14 protein-coding genes are annotated in these 15,636 nt (G+C 68.7%); 7 read left to right on the forward strand and 7 right to left on the reverse strand.

Annotated features, from left to right (window positions below; genetic code table 11):
- Positions 1-5 precede the first annotated feature (5 nt).
- Entirely contained in the window at positions 6-1,352 is a 1,347-nt protein-coding gene (locus tag WKF39_RS02890; protein WP_340385722.1) for a deoxyribodipyrimidine photo-lyase, read from the reverse strand.
- Positions 1,353-1,407: 55 nt separating this feature from the next.
- On the opposite strand from WKF39_RS02890, the gene WKF39_RS02895 reads away from it, so the two are divergent.
- Positions 1,408-2,097, forward strand: a complete 690-nt coding sequence (locus tag WKF39_RS02895; protein ID WP_340385724.1) for a metal-dependent transcriptional regulator — start codon at positions 1,408-1,410, stop codon at positions 2,095-2,097.
- A 7-nt stretch (positions 2,098-2,104) separates the two neighbouring features.
- Here the strand turns inward: WKF39_RS02895 and WKF39_RS02900 are convergent, their stop codons facing one another.
- Together WKF39_RS02900 and WKF39_RS02905 are read right to left on the reverse strand one after the other, a co-directional pair.
- Positions 2,105-2,911: a DUF1295 domain-containing protein gene (locus tag WKF39_RS02900; protein WP_340385726.1), complete on the reverse strand. Its 807-nt coding sequence runs from the start codon at positions 2,909-2,911 to the stop codon at positions 2,105-2,107.
- 7 nt (positions 2,912-2,918) lie between these two features.
- On the reverse strand, positions 2,919-4,226 hold the full coding sequence (locus tag WKF39_RS02905) for a cyclopropane-fatty-acyl-phospholipid synthase family protein (protein ID WP_340385728.1): 1,308 nt from the start codon (positions 4,224-4,226) through the stop codon (positions 2,919-2,921).
- 69 nt (positions 4,227-4,295) lie between these two features.
- On the opposite strand from WKF39_RS02905, the gene WKF39_RS02910 reads away from it, so the two are divergent.
- Genes WKF39_RS02910 through WKF39_RS02920 form a run of 3 tightly spaced genes read left to right on the forward strand, consistent with a single transcriptional unit; the run spans position 4,296 to position 7,022 of the window.
- Positions 4,296-4,769 carry a PGPGW domain-containing protein gene (locus WKF39_RS02910; RefSeq protein WP_340385730.1) on the forward strand — a complete coding sequence of 158 codons (474 nt, stop codon included), beginning with the start codon at positions 4,296-4,298 and terminating at the stop codon, positions 4,767-4,769.
- A 6-nt stretch (positions 4,770-4,775) separates the two neighbouring features.
- A complete protein-coding gene (locus WKF39_RS02915; RefSeq protein WP_340385731.1) occupies positions 4,776-5,759 on the forward strand; it encodes a pyridoxal-phosphate dependent enzyme in 984 nt (327 codons plus the stop codon).
- A 57-nt stretch (positions 5,760-5,816) separates the two neighbouring features.
- Positions 5,817-7,022: a S8 family serine peptidase gene (locus WKF39_RS02920; protein ID WP_340386073.1), complete on the forward strand. Its 1,206-nt coding sequence runs from the start codon at positions 5,817-5,819 to the stop codon at positions 7,020-7,022.
- 2 nt (positions 7,023-7,024) lie between these two features.
- On the opposite strand, the gene WKF39_RS02925 is transcribed toward WKF39_RS02920, so the two are convergent.
- A complete protein-coding gene (locus tag WKF39_RS02925) occupies positions 7,025-7,894 on the reverse strand; it encodes a DUF1707 domain-containing protein (protein ID WP_340385732.1) in 870 nt (289 codons plus the stop codon).
- Positions 7,895-7,986: 92 nt separating this feature from the next.
- On the opposite strand from WKF39_RS02925, the gene WKF39_RS02930 reads away from it, so the two are divergent.
- The 3 genes from WKF39_RS02930 to cofE are packed head-to-tail and all read left to right on the forward strand — an operon-like array spanning position 7,987 to position 11,353.
- The gene (locus tag WKF39_RS02930) at positions 7,987-9,348 is read left to right on the forward strand and encodes an NAD(P)/FAD-dependent oxidoreductase (protein ID WP_340385733.1); all 1,362 of its coding nucleotides are present in this window, start codon (positions 7,987-7,989) and stop codon (positions 9,346-9,348) included.
- A 60-nt stretch (positions 9,349-9,408) separates the two neighbouring features.
- Positions 9,409-10,383, forward strand: a complete 975-nt coding sequence (gene cofD, locus WKF39_RS02935) for a 2-phospho-L-lactate transferase (RefSeq protein ID WP_340385734.1) — start codon at positions 9,409-9,411, stop codon at positions 10,381-10,383.
- A 1-nt stretch (position 10,384) separates the two neighbouring features.
- Positions 10,385-11,353 carry a coenzyme F420-0:L-glutamate ligase gene (gene cofE, locus WKF39_RS02940; RefSeq protein ID WP_340385735.1) on the forward strand — a complete coding sequence of 323 codons (969 nt, stop codon included), beginning with the start codon at positions 10,385-10,387 and terminating at the stop codon, positions 11,351-11,353.
- Between the two features lie 6 nt (positions 11,354-11,359).
- Here cofE and cofC read toward each other — a convergent pair whose 3' ends face one another.
- Genes cofC through WKF39_RS02955 form a run of 3 tightly spaced genes read right to left on the reverse strand, consistent with a single transcriptional unit; the run spans position 11,360 to position 15,571 of the window.
- The gene (gene cofC, locus WKF39_RS02945) at positions 11,360-12,052 is read right to left on the reverse strand and encodes a 2-phospho-L-lactate guanylyltransferase (protein ID WP_340385736.1); all 693 of its coding nucleotides are present in this window, start codon (positions 12,050-12,052) and stop codon (positions 11,360-11,362) included.
- 4 nt (positions 12,053-12,056) lie between these two features.
- A complete protein-coding gene (locus tag WKF39_RS02950) occupies positions 12,057-14,585 on the reverse strand; it encodes a bifunctional FO biosynthesis protein CofGH (RefSeq protein WP_340385737.1) in 2,529 nt (842 codons plus the stop codon).
- On the reverse strand, positions 14,585-15,571 hold the full coding sequence (locus WKF39_RS02955; RefSeq protein WP_340385738.1) for a TIGR03557 family F420-dependent LLM class oxidoreductase: 987 nt from the start codon (positions 15,569-15,571) through the stop codon (positions 14,585-14,587). Before WKF39_RS02955 ends, WKF39_RS02950 begins: the two co-directional genes overlap by 1 nt.
- Between the last annotated feature and the right edge of the window lie 65 nt (positions 15,572-15,636).

The following is a 15,636-nucleotide window of genomic DNA, read 5'->3' on the forward strand; positions in this document are numbered from 1 at the left end:
CCTATCTACTTGATCGCGTCATACCTGCGAAGCGACTCCCTTCGCTCCTCGGCGTGATCCACGATCGGCGCCGGGTAGCCGGCCGGCGGCTGCTCCAGCGTCCACGGCTCGTGGATGTGCTTGGCGTCGACATCGGCGAGCTCGGGGACCCACCGGCGTACGTACTGGCCGTCGGGGTCGAACTTCTTGCCCTGCGTCATCGGGTTGAAGATCCGGAAGTATGGCGAGGCGTCTGTGCCCGATCCGGCGACCCATTGCCAGCCATGCTGGTTGGATGCGAGATCCGCATCGACGAGCAGGTCCAAGAAGTGCCGTGCTCCGTGTTGCCACTCGATGTGCAGGTCCTTGACCAGGAAGCTGGCGACGATCATACGGACGCGGTTGTGGATCCAGCCCTCACCCATCAGCTGTCGCATCCCGGCATCGACGACCGGGATGCCGGTACTCCCGGCCTTCCACGCCTCGAGCGCTTCCCCGGGTTCGTCGTACTCCATCTGCTCGAACGCGGTGTTGTAGTAGCCGAACGCCGAGTCCGGGCGTTGGTGCAGCACGTCGGCATAGAACTCGCGGAACGCCAGCTCACGGGCGTAGGCCTCTGCGCCTCGCGAGCGCAGCGGGGCCAGGTCGGCGAGCAGCGTACGCGGATGGATCGTGCCCCACTTGAGGTGCACCGACATGCGCGAGGTCCGGTCGGGACCGGGCAGGTCGCGGGTCTCGGCATAGTCGGCGACGTCGTCGGCAAGGAAGCTCTGCCAACGCTCGAGCGCTGCGTCCTCACCGAGCGGTGGCAGGGTGAGGCCGTGGGGGATCGCGGCTGCCGGGATGCGGTGCGTGCGGCCATCGGGGCGCAGCCACGGGATGTCGCCGACCTCGGGCGCCGGGCCGCGCCAGCCGTGCTCCTTCCATCCATTGAAGAACGGCGTGAAGACCCGGTAACCGGTGCCGTCGTCCTTCGTGACCCGGCCGGGTGCCACGGCGTAGGGGGAGCCGGTGCGCACCAGTGCGATGTCGTGCTTCGCCAGCGCCGTCTCGACCCGGGCGTCCCGCCGGGCTCCGTACGGTGCGAAGTCGGCCGCGATGTGGACGCTCGAGGCGCCGGCTTGACGGGCGACACGAACGACCTCCTCGACGGGGTCACCGTGCACGACGTGCAGGCTACCGATCCGGTCCGCGAAGTCCTGGAGCAGGCGCGAGAGATAGGCCGTGCGCGTCGACGCCCCCGAACCCCACAGCCGATCGTCGAGCACGAACAGCGGCACGACACCGTCGGGCCCCGCGTCACGGGCGTCGTGGATCGCCGGATTGTCACCCAGTCGGACGTCGCGCCGGAACCACATCACCGAAGTCGTCACGCCTCCTATTGTCAGGTGCGAACGGCGTTGGTGCAGGGCGTGGAACAATGGCTGGGTGAGCGACCTGATCGACACCACCGAGATGTACCTCCGCACGGTCTACGAGCTGGAAGAGGAGGGCATCATCCCGTTGCGCGCGCGCATCGCCGAGCGCCTCCACCAGAGCGGACCGACGGTCAGCCAGACGGTCGCCCGGATGGAGCGTGACGGTCTCCTGACGGTCGAGGGGGACCGCCATCTCGAGCTCTCGCCCAAGGGTCGTCAGCTCGCGACTCGCGTGATGCGCAAGCACCGTCTCGCGGAGCGCCTGCTGACCGACATCATCGGGCTCGAGATCGAATTCGTCCACGAGGAAGCCTGCCGCTGGGAGCACGTCATGTCCGAGCAGGTCGAGCGCCGGCTCGTGGAGCTGCTCGAGCACCCGACCGAGTCCCCTTACGGCAACCCGATCCCGGGCCTGGCCGAGCTGGGCCAGCTGGGCGGCGACGCTGACTTCCTCGAGGGGGTGCTGCCGATGACCAAGGCTGTGAGCGGTGCGATCGAGCCGATCCGCCTCGTCGTCCGGCGCATCAGCGAGCCCCTGCAGACCGACACCGAGGTCATGTCGGTCCTGCGTCGCGTCGGGGTGCTGCCAGGCAACGACGTGCTGGTGTCGCAGGGGCATGATGGGGTGATCGTCGCGCGTCAGGGTGAGACCGCCGAGATCGACGCCGAGGCCGCCGTCCACATCTTCGTCTCCTCCTGACCCGGGGTTACTTCTTCTTCGGGGGTAGGGGAATGAAGCCGCTGGTACGCCGGACGTACTCGTCGTAGCCGGGCTTGCTCTTCTTCATGCCCTTCTCGTTGAGCGCGGCGCCGGTGACCTTGGTGAGGAACACCGTCATCGCGATCGGGCCGATCACGGTGGCAAGGCCCGCCCACGAGCCGGCGACAACGATCCAGATCCCGGTCCAGACGCAGGCGTCACCGAAGTAGTTGGGGTGGCGCGTGTAGCGCCACAGACCCTGGTCCATGAGCTTGCCCTTGTTGGACGGGTCGCGCTTGAACGCCGCGAGCTGCGCGTCGCCGACGGTCTCGAAGAACACGCCGATGGCCCACACGACGAGTCCCACGGCCAGCAACGGAGTGCAGATGTCGTGATTGTTGGCGCCGACCATGATGGGGGTCGCGACGAGCCACATCGCGACACCCTGGGGCAGGAACACCCGCATGAGGGCAACCCGGGTGAACGAGCGCCCGTCGGCGTCCGCGAGCTCCTGATAACGGGGGTCCTCGGCCTGTCCGGAGTTGCGCCGGTGCAGGTGCCACGCGAGGCGTACGCCCCAGATCGTGACCATCGTGAGCAGGATCCAACGGAGCGCCGGGTCGCCGTCGCCGCCTGAGGAGACCAGGGCGGTCTCGGCGGCGACGAGCACGAAGCCCAGCCCCCACATCGTGTCGACGACGGTGAGCTTCTTCTGGTGTTGCGCGATCGCCAGGCCGACGGCCATGAAGGCGACAACCACACCGAGGCCGGCGGCGAGGCTCGTGACCGACTGTGACAGGTCGTTGGGGATCATGCGATGACTATGTCAGCCAGTCGAGCGGGGAGGTCGGCATGCTGCTGACACCTCGCGCGCTTGGCTTGACCGACAGGATCTGGTCGACGCCCATCCGGTTCTCCTCGAAGGCCAGCGAGCCGCCGACGAGGTAGAGCCGCCACACCCGGGCGTTCTCCTCGCCGATCAGCTTGACCGCCGCGTCCCAGTTGTCCTCGAGCTTGGCTGCCCAGCCGGCGACCGTCTGCGGGTAGTGCTCCCGCATCGCCTGCACATCGCGGATCTCCAGCCCGGAATCGGCGATCAGGCCGATCGTCTTGGCCAGTGGCTTCATGTGCATGTCCGGAGCGATGTATGTCTCGATGAACGGACCGCCACCGGGGCTGTCGCCGGGCGCGTCGTTGCTCCGCGACATCTGCTGGATCAGTGCGCGCCCGCCGGGCCTGAGGTATCGGTGGATCGAGTCGACGAACACAACATATTCGGCGTCTCCGACGTGCTCGCCCATCTCGACCGAGGCGATCGCGTCGATCTCGTTGTCGCGCACCCCTGACGCCTCGAGGTCGCGGAAGTGTCGCAGGCTGACCTCGACCCTGCCCTTGAGCCCGCGCTCGGCGGCTTTGCCCATGACATAGTCGCGTTGCTCGACCGACAGGGTCACCCCCGTCACGTGGACGCCGTAGTGCTCCGCGGCGAACAGGGTCAGCGATCCCCAGCCCGAGCCGATGTCGACCATCCGCATACCGGGCTGCAGGCCGAGCTTCTTGCAGATCAGGTGCAGCTTGGCGGTCTGTGCCTCCTCGAGGGTCATCTCGGGGGTGACGTGGAAGCCGCTCGAATAGGCCATGTTGGGGTCGAGGATCAGCTCGTAGAAATCGTTCGACAGGTCGTAGTGGTGCGATATCGCGGCCTGGTCCCGCTCCTTGCTGTGCAGCTCGCCGGTCAGGTTGGACTCGGCGGCCGGGGCCGGGGGGCGTCGACCGATCGCGCCGAGGCGGATGGCCAGCGCTGCACCCTTGAGGACTTGCTTCGGCCCGATCTTCGGCCGGCCGGCCGAATCGTCTGCGATGCGGGCGTTGCGCACGGCGTCCCACATGGCCCGCAGCCCGTCGCCGAGGTCGCCCTCGATGTCGAGGTCGCCCTGGACGTACGCTCGCGCGACGCCGAGCTCGCCCGGCTTCCAGATGATGTGCCGCAGCGCGCGCTTGTTGCGGATCACCACGACCGGTGCGCCGGGCACGCCGGCCTCGCTGCCGTCCCAGGCGCGCAGGCGGATCGGGAGGGTCAGACCAAGGGTCTCCTCGGCAAGCCGGAGAAGTGAGGATGCGGTGTTCACCCGAACAAGTCAACCGTGGTCGGCCGGGTCGCGCCAGCCCAAATTGCTGTCTGCTGGCAGACTTGGTCCATGAGTGCCGGAGCCACGTTGAAGAGCTGGTTCCAGCGCACTGGCAGGGAGATCCTCGGCTGGATCCTCATACCTCTCGGACTGGTCCTCATGCCGCTCCCGGGACCGGGCCTGCTGATCGTCGTGGCGGGTGTCGCGCTCCTGTCCCGCCACTACGTGTGGGCGCAGAAGCTGCTCGGCCCGCTGGAGCGCAGGGCGATCGAGGCAGCCAAGTACGGCGTCGCGACGTGGCCTCGGATCCTGCTCGGATTCCTGGGTGGCCTGTGGCTGGTGTCCCTGGGTGTCGTGTGGTGGATCAGCCCCGAGATCCCGGAGTTTGAGGTGCTGAGTGTCGGGTTCGGTCCACAGCTCCCGGCGCACGGATGGGCGACCGCGCTCGGCCTGTGGGCCTCAGCGGCTGCCGCTTGGGGACTGCTGGTCTACAGCGTGATCCGCTGGCACGAGCCCAAGCCGCGCTCCCACTCCGATGTGTAGCGAGCCATGACCCGACTCGGCACTCGATTCCCCACCGCGGATCTCCCGTTCATAGGACTGGGCACGTCCCCGACCCCGGTGCGCCGCCTCGACCGGCTCGGTCTGGACGCCGAGGTCTGGCTCAAGGACGAGAGCGTGTTCGGCGACGGCGGGTGGGGTGGGAACAAGGTCCGCAAGCTGGAGTGGATCATCCCGGAGGCGCACCGCCGCGGCAAGGACACGTTGTTCACGGTCGGCGGCATCGGTACGCACTGGGGCCTGGCGGCCGCGCTCTATGGCACCGAGCACGGCCTGCAGGTCGTGCTCGGCCTCGTCGACCAGCCCATCGACGACCACGTGCGGGATCAGCTCCGCAGGCTCGACGCCTCCGGTGCGGTGATCCACCGCCATCGGTCGGTGCGCCGGCTCAAGCTGGCTGCGCCGTGGATCCTTGCGCGGCACTCGTCGCATGGACGCCTGCCCTACTATCTGCCCGCAGGTGGCTCATCGCCCGTCGGGAGCCTCGGCTATGTCGAGACTGCGCTGGAGATCGCCGAGCAGGTCGAGAGCGGAGCAATGCCGGAGCCCGCGACGATCGTGACGGCTGTCGGCTCCGGTGGCACAGCAGCCGGTCTCGCGCTCGGCCTGCGGCTGGCGGGCCTTCGGACACGGGTCCTGGGCGTCGTCGTCAACGACTCGTTCCGTCTTGATGCCGTGACGGTCAGCCGGTTGGCCAACCGGACGGCCGAGCTACTGCGCACCCGTGGGGCAGACGTGTCCATCGAGCTCGGGCCGGACGACCTCGTCGCGAGCGACAGGTGGATGGGTGAGACGTACGGTGCTTCGACTCCAGCTGGTGTCGAGGCACTTCAGCTGGCCGGGCGGACCGAAGGCCTTGAGCTTGAGCCCGTCTACACGGCAAAGGCGCTGGGGGCGATCCGCGAGCTTGGATCCGAGCTCGCCGGACCCGTGCTGTTCCTCCAGACCCACGGGCCGCGGGCGATGGCGTAACTCTGCCAGCCCGGGCGCGTTGGTCACAGGGGACGAGCGAGAGGTGACCACGTGCGCATGCTGGCCGGACGCATCATCACGACGGCGATTCTCGCCGCAACCCTGACAGCGGCCACCGCGTCGACCGCCAACGCTTCGGACGATCCGCTGTCCGGCATCGACGCCACGCTTCTGGCGACAGCCGACAGGATCCTCGCCTCGGCGACACCAGGCAGCCCGCTCAAGGTCGTCACGACGACCCGCACCTCGGGGGCGCCGAAGATCACCTCGGTCGTCGCCGCGAGCCGGTCCAGTGCGCTCGACCTGATCCTCGAAGGGCTCTCGAAGCCGTCCACGATCGGCGTCGACCTGGCACATTCGGTGACGATCGACGCCACGAACGACACCCTTCGCTCCTCCCAGTGGGCGCTGAACCGCTTCCGCGCCGAGTCGGTGTGGCAGACGTCGACCGGACGCGGAGTCCTCGTGGCAGTCGTCGACACCGGGGTGAGTGCCAGCCACCCCGATCTCAGCGGGCGCGTGCTCCGGGGCCGCGACTTCGTGGGGGCTTCGAGCTCGGGCAAGGACTACAACGGTCACGGCACGCACGTGGCCGGCGTCATCGCGGCGATTGCCAACAACGGTCGCGGCATCGCCGGGCTGGCCCGGTCGTCCCGCATCCTGCCGGTACGTGTGCTGAACTCCGCCGGTTCCGGCGACTCCGCGGGGGTGGCCCGGGGCATCGTCTGGGCGGTCGACAACGGGGCCAAGGTCATCAACCTCTCGCTCTCCTCGAATCGGGCCGACTCAGCCGGACGAGCCGCCGTCGCGTATGCCGTGTCGAAGAACGTCGTGGTGGTCGCTGCGGCCGGCAACGACGGGTGTGGCCTGTTCGGGTCTCCCAGGGCCTACCCCGCGGCATACGACGGTGTGCTCGGTGTCGGGGCCATCGCCTCCAACGGGTCGACCGCGTCCTACTCCAGCTGCGGGACATGGGTCGACGTCGTGGCGCCCGGCTCCGGGATCGTCTCGACGATGCTCGCGCGCCCGCATTCCTCGCTGGGCTGTCGACCCAACTATTGCGTGCTCTCCGGGACCTCGATGGCATCGCCCCACGCGGCGGCCACGGCTGCGCTGGAGATCGCCCGTCGCGGCTCGAGGTACAACCAGGCGACGGTTCGCTCGCTGATCCGGTCGACCGCCGACGACGTGGGTGCGGCGGGCTACGACACCAGGACCGGCACCGGAGTGATCAATCCGCGCCGTCTCCTCGCCCCCCGGTGACCTCAGCGGTTCTGAAGCTTGGTGATGGTCCGACCTTTGAGATCCATCGTCCAGTAGCCCGACTCGCCGGCCGCATTGCTCACATAGACCGACATGACTGACCGACCTTTCCGTCGATCGAAGATGACGTAGCGAGAGGTGACATCGGCGACCTTGAGCTGCGTGGGCGCCTGGCCGATGGTGCTGGTCAGCGCGGCCAGGTCGACATCGCGTAGGTCAGCCGGCGCGGAACCCGCTGCTCGAGGGCTCTCGACCGAGCTGTTCGGGAAGCTCCCGTTGTAGTACAAGCGTCGAGAGTGGCGGGGGTCTCCGGATATGGGGACCTCGATCGAGGCATAGTCCGGATAGATCACGGCGCTGAGATATCGGGTGCTGCCGAGCTCCTCACGCATGTCGTTGCGGAGCGCAGTGAACCCCTCGGCTGTCAGGAGCCGAGGATCGGCGGCAGCGGTGGTGGTGGGCGGGTCCACGCCGGGCAGCTCCGGCGTCGATGGGCCGCCGTCCGAGAGGGCGCCGAGCCACGGGATGGCAACGGCCACGCAGGCCGCGAGCGCCAGCCCGATCAACATGATGACGATCCGGCGGGTCCCGAGCCCGACGGTGAAACGACGAATCGATCCGCCGAGCAGCGGGCTGTTCAACCGCTCGACCACGACGGCCCCGAAGGTCCGGTTGGCGCGGTCCTGGCCTGTCGCCGGGGCGCGGCCATGATCGGCCACCAGGACCGACAGGTCCGACAGGGTCTGCGCGTTCGCGATCGCTGCCCTGCGCCGGGCGAGCTCGCTGGCATCGATTCGACCGGCGGAGTGGAGCGCCTCCAGCTCGGCGAGCGCTCCGCGTCGATCGGCATTCGTCGCAGGTACGGCTTCCATGCAGCGCAGCGTAGCCACGGCATGACCCCGCCGGGTCGAAATCGGTCAAGCGAGGTCTGGCAGGACCGGTCCGCATGCCACAGGATGGCCGTATGAATCAGCAGCAGTGTGACGTCGTGGTCGTGGGTCTCGGTCCGGGCGGGGAGGCCCTCGTCGCCCGCCTCACGGCGGCCGGCCTGGATGTCGTCGCGGTCGAGGCCGAGCTGGTCGGCGGTGAGTGTCCCTATTGGGGCTGTATCCCGTCCAAGATGCTGATCCGCTCCGCCAATCTCCTCGCCGAGTCGCGCCGGGTCGAGTCGCTCGCTGGTGGTGCCTCGATCGTGCCCGACTTCTCGATCGTGGCCAGGCGCATTCGCGAGGAGGCGACCGACAACTGGGACGACCAGGTGGCGGCCGACCGGATCACGGCCAGCGGTGCGACCTTCGTGCGCGGTCACGGCCGCCTCACCGGCGAACGTGCGGTCGAAGTGACCCGCCCGGGGGACTCCGGGCAACCGGCGAAGTTCGTCGCGGCGAAGGGGGTCGTGCTCAACACCGGCACCACGGCGTCGGTGCCGCCGATCCCGGGTCTGGCCGACGCACCGTACTGGACCAACCGCGATGTTCTCAAGGCCGAGCGGGCGCCCGCTTCGATGATCGTGATCGGCGGTGGAGCGATCGGCCTGGAGCTGGCGCAGGCGTTCTCCCGGTTCGACACCGAGGTGACGGTCCTCGAGGTCGGACCGCGCATCCTCGCACCTGAGGAGCCGGAGTCCTCTGAGCTGTTGGCTGGTGTCTTCGAGGCCGAAGGCATCGATGTGCACGCCGGCATCACGATCGACCGCGTCGAGCACGATGGTTCGCGCTTCACCGTGAGCTGCGGTGACTCGACATTCGACGCCGAGCGGCTGCTCGTGGCCGCCGGGCGCAGGTCTCGACTCGACGACATCGGCCTGGAGACCGTCGGGGTGGAGGTGGAGCGATTCCTGACCGTCCAGGACGACATGCGCGTCAAGGACGGCCTGTGGGCGATCGGCGACATCGCGGGTCGTGGCGCGTTCACGCACCTCTCGATGTACCACGCCGAGCGCGCCGCGCGGTCGATCCTCGGCGAGCCCCTTGAGGACTATGACGACAGCTTCCCGCGGGTGACGTTCACCGATCCCGAGGTCGGGGGTGTCGGCATCACCGAGGCCCAGGCGCGCGAGCGCGGTCTCAACGTGCGGGTCGGACTGACCGACATCGCGGCGAGCAGCCGGGGCTGGCTGCACGGCGCCGGCAACCAGGGCCTGATCAAGATCGTTGTCGACGAGGACCGGGGAGTCATCGTCGGTGCGACCAGCGCAGGTCCGATGGGCGGGGAGACCCTTGCCGGCCTGGCGTTCGCCGTCCGCGCCGAGATCCCGGTCGCGACGCTCAGGAACACGGTCTATGCCTATCCGACGTTCTGGCGGGCCATCGAGTCGGCTCTCTGAGACGCATCACGACGCGGCCTCGCCGATGGCTCGGCCACGGGCGTCGGGCAGAATGAAGATGTGCGGATCACGGTGTTGTCGGGTGGGGTCGGGGGCGCCAGATTCCTGTCCGGACTGCTCGCTGCGATCGGGGCCGACGACGAGGTCACGGTCATCGGCAACACTGCGGACGACATCTGGTTGTTCGGCCTGAGAGTCTGCCCTGACCTCGACACCGTGATGTACACCCTCGGCGGCGGGATCGACCCGGAACGCAGGTGGGGTCGGACCGACGAGACGTGGAACGCCAAGGATGAGCTCACGGCCTACGGCGTCGCCAACACCTGGTTCGGGCTCGGCGACCGCGACCTCGCGACCCACATCCTTCGGACCCAGCTGCTGCATCAGGGCGCCGGACTGGCTGACGTCACTGAGCGCCTGTGCGAGCGTTGGAACCCGGGTGTACGCCTCCTGCCGATGACCGAGGACGAGGTGGAGACCCACATCGCCATCGATGGCGAGGACGGGGTCGACGTGATCCATTTCCAGGAGTACTGGATCCGGCTCGGGGCCAAGGTCCCGGTGCGGGGGCTGACTTTCCAGGGTGCGGATGGCGCGAAGGCTGGCCCCGGCGTGGTCGAGGCGATCCTCGACGCCGACCGGGTCATCCTGCCGCCGTCCAACCCCATCGTGTCGATCGGCGCGATCCTGTCGGTCGATGAGATCGCCGCCGCCGTGCGCACGACGGACGCGCCCGTCGTCGGTGTCTCGCCCATCATCGGCAGAGCAGCGGTGCGTGGCATGGCCGACCAGCTCCTGACGGGTCTCGGGATCGAGATCAGCGCTGCCGGGGTCGCCAGCCATCTCGGACCTCGCAGGGCCGGGGGAGTGCTTGACGGTTGGCTCGTCGACAGCTCGGATGCTGACTCGGTCGCGGCGATCGAGGACGCCGGGATCACGTCGCGTGCTGTCCCGCTCTACATGACCGATGACGACACCACGGCACAACTTGCCCGGGACACGCTCGACCTCGCCACGACGATCGCCGGAGGCTGAGATGGGTCTTCAGGTGTGGTCCCTGCAGGGGATCGGCGAGATCAACCCCGGCGACGATCTCGCCACGATCATCGTTGAGCACCTCACCGAGCCGCTCGTCGACGGGGATGTCGTTGTGGTGACCAGCAAGGTCGTCAGCAAGGCGGCCGGGCTGGCGACCACCGGCGATCGCGTCTCGCTGCTCGATGCCGAGACCGACCGGGTGGTGGCCAGACGCGGCGAGACCAGCATCGTCCGCACGCACGCCGGCCTGACCCTCGCCGCGGCGGGCATCGATGCCTCCAACCTGGCTGCCGGCACGGTCATCCCGTTGCCGCCGGACCCCGATGGGTCGGCCCGGGACCTGCGTTCGCGGTTGGAGGCACTGACCGGCGTACGTCTGGCCGTGCTGATCACCGACACCGCCGGCCGGGCCTGGCGGATCGGGCAGACCGACATCGCGATCGGGTCCGCCGGAATCGCGCCCTACCTGTCGTTCGACGGGGTCGAGGATGCGTATGGCAATGTCCTCGCGGTCACCGCACCGGCCGTCGCGGATGAGATCGCGGGCGCGGCCGACCTCGTGGCGGGCAAGCTCGACGGCCAGCCCGTTGTCGTCGTGCGTGGCCTGCCGATCGAGTGGTTCGATGCCCATGACGGCGGCGCGTCGGCGTTGATCCGCGACGATGACAGCGATCTGTTCGGTCTCGGGGCGCGGGAAGCCGTCCTCGCCGCGACAGCGCGCGGAGGGATGCCGCGGGGCTTCCCGTCGGCGGAGGCGGGCGACGACCTGATTGCCCTGGCCCGCGCTGGCGCGGACCTGTCCCTGGCTGATGTCTCGGTCGGGGCTGACGGTGCGCTCGACGTACGCGCACTGGGGGTCAGCGGTGCGCCAGAGGCATACGTCGAGGCGGGCGCGCTCGCCGAGCGGCTCCGCATCCTGGCACGCGCACTGCGTCAGGACGTGGTGATCGCGGTCGTGACCGACTAGAGCCAGCTAGAAGGTCGCGACGAAGCGTTGGGCCTGGGCGTCTTCGGCGGTCAGGTGGACGAAGGTGCGGAGGGTGTTGGGGCCGAGGCCCAGCCGGTGCGCCTGGATCAGATCCGCGAAGACGTCGACATCGCGGCGCAGCACAGGGTCGGCGTCGGTGATCTCGAAGGCCCGGTAGGAGCGATGCCGCTCGGCCGAGTCGGGGCCGTATCCAGCGTGCATCTGGCCGGGTGTCCTGCTGGTGAGGATCGTGGTGCCGTCGCCGCCTGCGTCCGCCACGAAGGCGAGGGGATGGCCCGCGACCTCGCGGAGGAGGGCGCTGAGCGCCCGGGAGGTGAGGGCGGGCAGATCGGAGGGGATGACGGCGACCGGTGCGTGTGGACGGCGCTCGGCGGCCCAGGCAATGCCGTGGCGGATGGCCGAGCCGAGGGTGTCGAGCGGCCGGTCCGTCGGCTCCTGGATGACGTGCGCACCGGCGCACCGGACATACTTCACGACGAGATCGCCTCGCGTGACGACCACGACCTCCTGCACGTCGGGACAGTGGAGCACGGCTTCGAGGGTGTCACGGGCGAAGGCTCCGGCTAGGGCCCGGCGGGCGTGGGGTTCGACGTGCAGACGGGACTTGGCGCGATCCCACGGCTTCATCGGCATGATGACGGTGAAACCCGTGCCCAGGGCGGATGCCTCGACCATCATGTCGTCACACCGCAGCCGGCTGAGCCGCGACGCGGCCATAGGTTGTCGTGCGCTGGACGGCCGGTCGGTCCACCGCGGCGGCCATCTGCTCGAGCTCCTCGATCGACTTGCGGGAGCCGTTGGTCGAGCCGGCCATGCGACTGATCGTCTCCTCCATCAGCGTGCCGCCGAGGTCGTTGACCCCACCCTGGAGCACCTGGGTGCAGGTCGCGGGTCCGAGCTTGACCCACGAGCACTGGATGTTGTCGATCAGGCCATGGAGCATGATGCGGGCCATCGCGTGCACCGCGCGGTTGTCCCGCACCGACGGCCCGGGGCGCGCGACGCCGGCGAGGTAGATCGGTGAGGACTGGTGCACGAACGGCAGTGGCACGAACTCGGTGAAACCGCCGGTCTCGCGCTGGAGGTTCGCCAGCGTACGAAGGTGGGTGACCCAATGGCCGGGGTGGTCGACGTGGCCGTACATCATGGTCGATGTCGTCGGCAGACCGATCTCGTGGGCCGTGCGGATGACCTCGATCCACTCGGCGGTGGGCAGCTTGCCCTTGGTCAGCACCCACCGCACGTCATCGTCGAGGATCTCCGCAGCGGTGCCGGGCAGCGAGTCGACGCCGGACTCCTTGGCCCGGACGAGGAAGTCACGGATGGACATGCCCGTGCGGGTCACGCCATTCATGACCTCCATGGGGCTGAACGCATGGACGTGCAGACTCGGCTCGCGGCGCTTGACCTCGGCCGCGATGTCGAAGTAGGCCGTCCCGGGGAGCTCGGGGTCGATGCCGCCCTGCATGCACACCTCGGTCGCGCCGATGGCCACGGCTTCGCTGGCCCGGTCCCCGATCTCGGCCAGGGACAGCGTGTAGGCATCAGCGTCGGTGCGCCGCTGGGCGAACGCACAGAACCGGCACCCGGTGTAACAGACGTTGGTGAAGTTGATGTTGCGGTTGACGATGTAGGTGACCTCGTCACCGACCGCCTGCTTGCGCAGATCGTCGGCCAGGCTCGCCACCGCATCAAGTCGTGGCCCTTCGGCCGTCATCAGGTGCAGGGCCTGGGCATCCGACAGCCCCGCCGGGTCACGTTCGGCGGCGCGCATCGCGGCGGTGAAACCGTCGTCACCGATCCCGATGGGGGCGGCCGCGCCGTCACGACCGGCCTGTCCGGCGCGCAGCAGCGACCAGTCCCCGTAGACGTCCTCGAAGTCGCTGCGCCGATCCGTCGTTCGGCCGACGGTGTCGATCTCGGTGTGCAGCTCGGTGCGTCCGCGTGACAGCCAGCCGGTCGTGGTCCAACCACCGTCGGGCTCCTGCCAGGGCAGGCCCTCGGGGATCGCGTCAGCACTGGCGAGGCCGTCGTCGGCCGCCAGCGCGTTGATGTGCGGGCGCAGGCGCGGATCGAGCCATGGCTCGTCGAGGTACGGCGGGTGGGCCGTGAGGCGCTCGGTCAGCGCAAAGCCCTGTGCCGTGCACAGCTCGGACAGTGCGGTCAGCTCGGGCCAGGGGCGCTCGGGATTGACGTGGTCGGGGGTGAGGGGGCTGATGCCACCGAAGTCGTCGACGCCGGCGTCCAGCAGGGCGCGGCAGTCGGCGAGGTCCACCAGGTTGGGCGGTGCCTGGATGCGCATCGCGGGCCCCATCAGGACGCGGGTCGTCGCAATGGCAGCAAGATATTCCTCGACGTCGAGGTCTGGTGTCCGGCGCATCGCGGTGTCATCCTTCGACACGAAGTTCTGGACGATGACCTCCTGGATCGAGCCGTATGTCCGTGCGATCCGACGCAGCTCGAAGATGCTCTCGACCCGGTCCTCGATGGTCTCGCCGATGCCCACGAGGATGCCTGTCGTGAAGGGGATGTTGAGGCGTCCGGCGTCCTCGAGCACCCGCAGGCGTACGTCGGGGTCCTTGTCGGGGCTGGCGTAGTGCGCTTGGCCCTTCTGCTCGAACAGTGCACGGCTGGTCGTCTCGAGCATCATGCCCATCGACGGGGCGACCGGCTTGAGGCGCGACATCTCCTTCCAGCTCATGACGCCGGGGTTGAGGTGGGGCAGCAGCCCGGTCTCCTCCAGCACCCGGATCGCCATGGCGCGCACGTATTCCAACGTGCTGTCATAGCCGGCGGCGGTCAACCAGTCCTTCGCGTCGTCCCAGCGGTCCTCGGGGCGGTCGCCAAGGGTGAACAGCGCTTCCTTGCACCCCATCGCAGCACCCTTGCGGGCGATGTCGAGCACCTCGTCGGGCGACAGGAACGGCGCGGGCAGGCGACCTGGAGTCGTCGCGAAGGTGCAGTAGTGGCAACGGTCGCGGCACAGCCGGGTCAGTGGGATGAAGACCTTCTTGCTGTATGTCACGACGCCCGGCCGGCCGGCCGACTCCAGCCCCGCGTCGCGGACCCGCGCCGCTGCCGCCATCAGGACGCGCAACGCCTCACCCCGCGCGCTCAGGAGCCCGGCGGCCTCGCGCGCGTCGATCGTCTTGCCCGCGACGGCGCGCGAGACTGCGCGACTGATCTCGCGGGCGGTGGGTGCCGTCATCATCAGCCGTGCAGCTGCGGCAGGACGTCACGTCCGAAGACGTCGATCCATTCGCGCTGGTTCCTCCCGACGTTGTGGAGGTAGACCGTGTCGATGCCCTCGTCGAGGAACTTCTGTATCTCGGCGCGGTGGGCGTCGGGATCCTCTGAGATGAGCATTCGACCCTCGAAGTCCTCGGGGCGGACCATCTTGGCCATCTCCTGCAGCTCGAACGGCGAGCGGATGTCGCCCTTCGGGAACTTCATGCCGCCGTTGGGCCACTCCGTCATCGCGTTGGCGAGGGCCTCCTCATGGGTCGGTGCCCAGGAGAGGTGGAGCTGCAGGATCTTGGGCATCGCGTCGGGGTCCTTGTCAGCCTCCTTGGCGCCGTCGGCGAACTTGCCGAGCAGTCCCGCGACCTTGTCGGTAGTCGCGCCCGGGGTGATGATGCCGTCGACCTCCTTGCCGGCCCGCTTGGCGGTGATGGGTCCGGCCGTTGCGACATAGATCGGCGGCTTCTCATCCAGCGTCCAGAGGCGGGTCTTCTCGAGGGTGAAGTACTCACCCTTGTGTTTGACGTCCTTGCCGCTGAAGAGCTTGTTGATGATCGCGATGGCTTCCCACATGCGGGCCAGCCGCTCGGGAGCCTCGGGCCAGTAGCCGCCCACGATGTGCTCGTTGAGCGCCTCGCCCGAGCCGAGTCCGAGCCAGTGCCGCCCCGGGTACATCGCGGCGAGCGTCGCGGACGCCTGGGCAACCATCGCGGGATGGGTCTTGAAGGACGGGCAGATGACTCCGGGCCCAATGTCGCCCGTGGTCCGCTCGCCTGCGGCGGTGAGAACGTTCCAGATGTAGGGCGCATGACCCTGGGCGGGCACCCACGGCTGGAAGTGGTCCGCGGCCATGACGCCGTTGAAGCCGGCGGCCTCGGCGTACGCGCACAGGTCGACGAGCTCCGTGGGGTGGAACTGCTCGCTCATTGCCGCGTAGCCGACGTGGACCTGTGCCATGGGACTCCCGGAGTGATGTGGTGATCGGGCTGATTTCATCATGGCGCATCCTGCGCGCCGAGTCG

Source organism: Aeromicrobium sp. (assembly GCF_037719875.1).
GTDB lineage: Bacteria > Actinomycetota > Actinomycetes > Propionibacteriales > Nocardioidaceae > Aeromicrobium.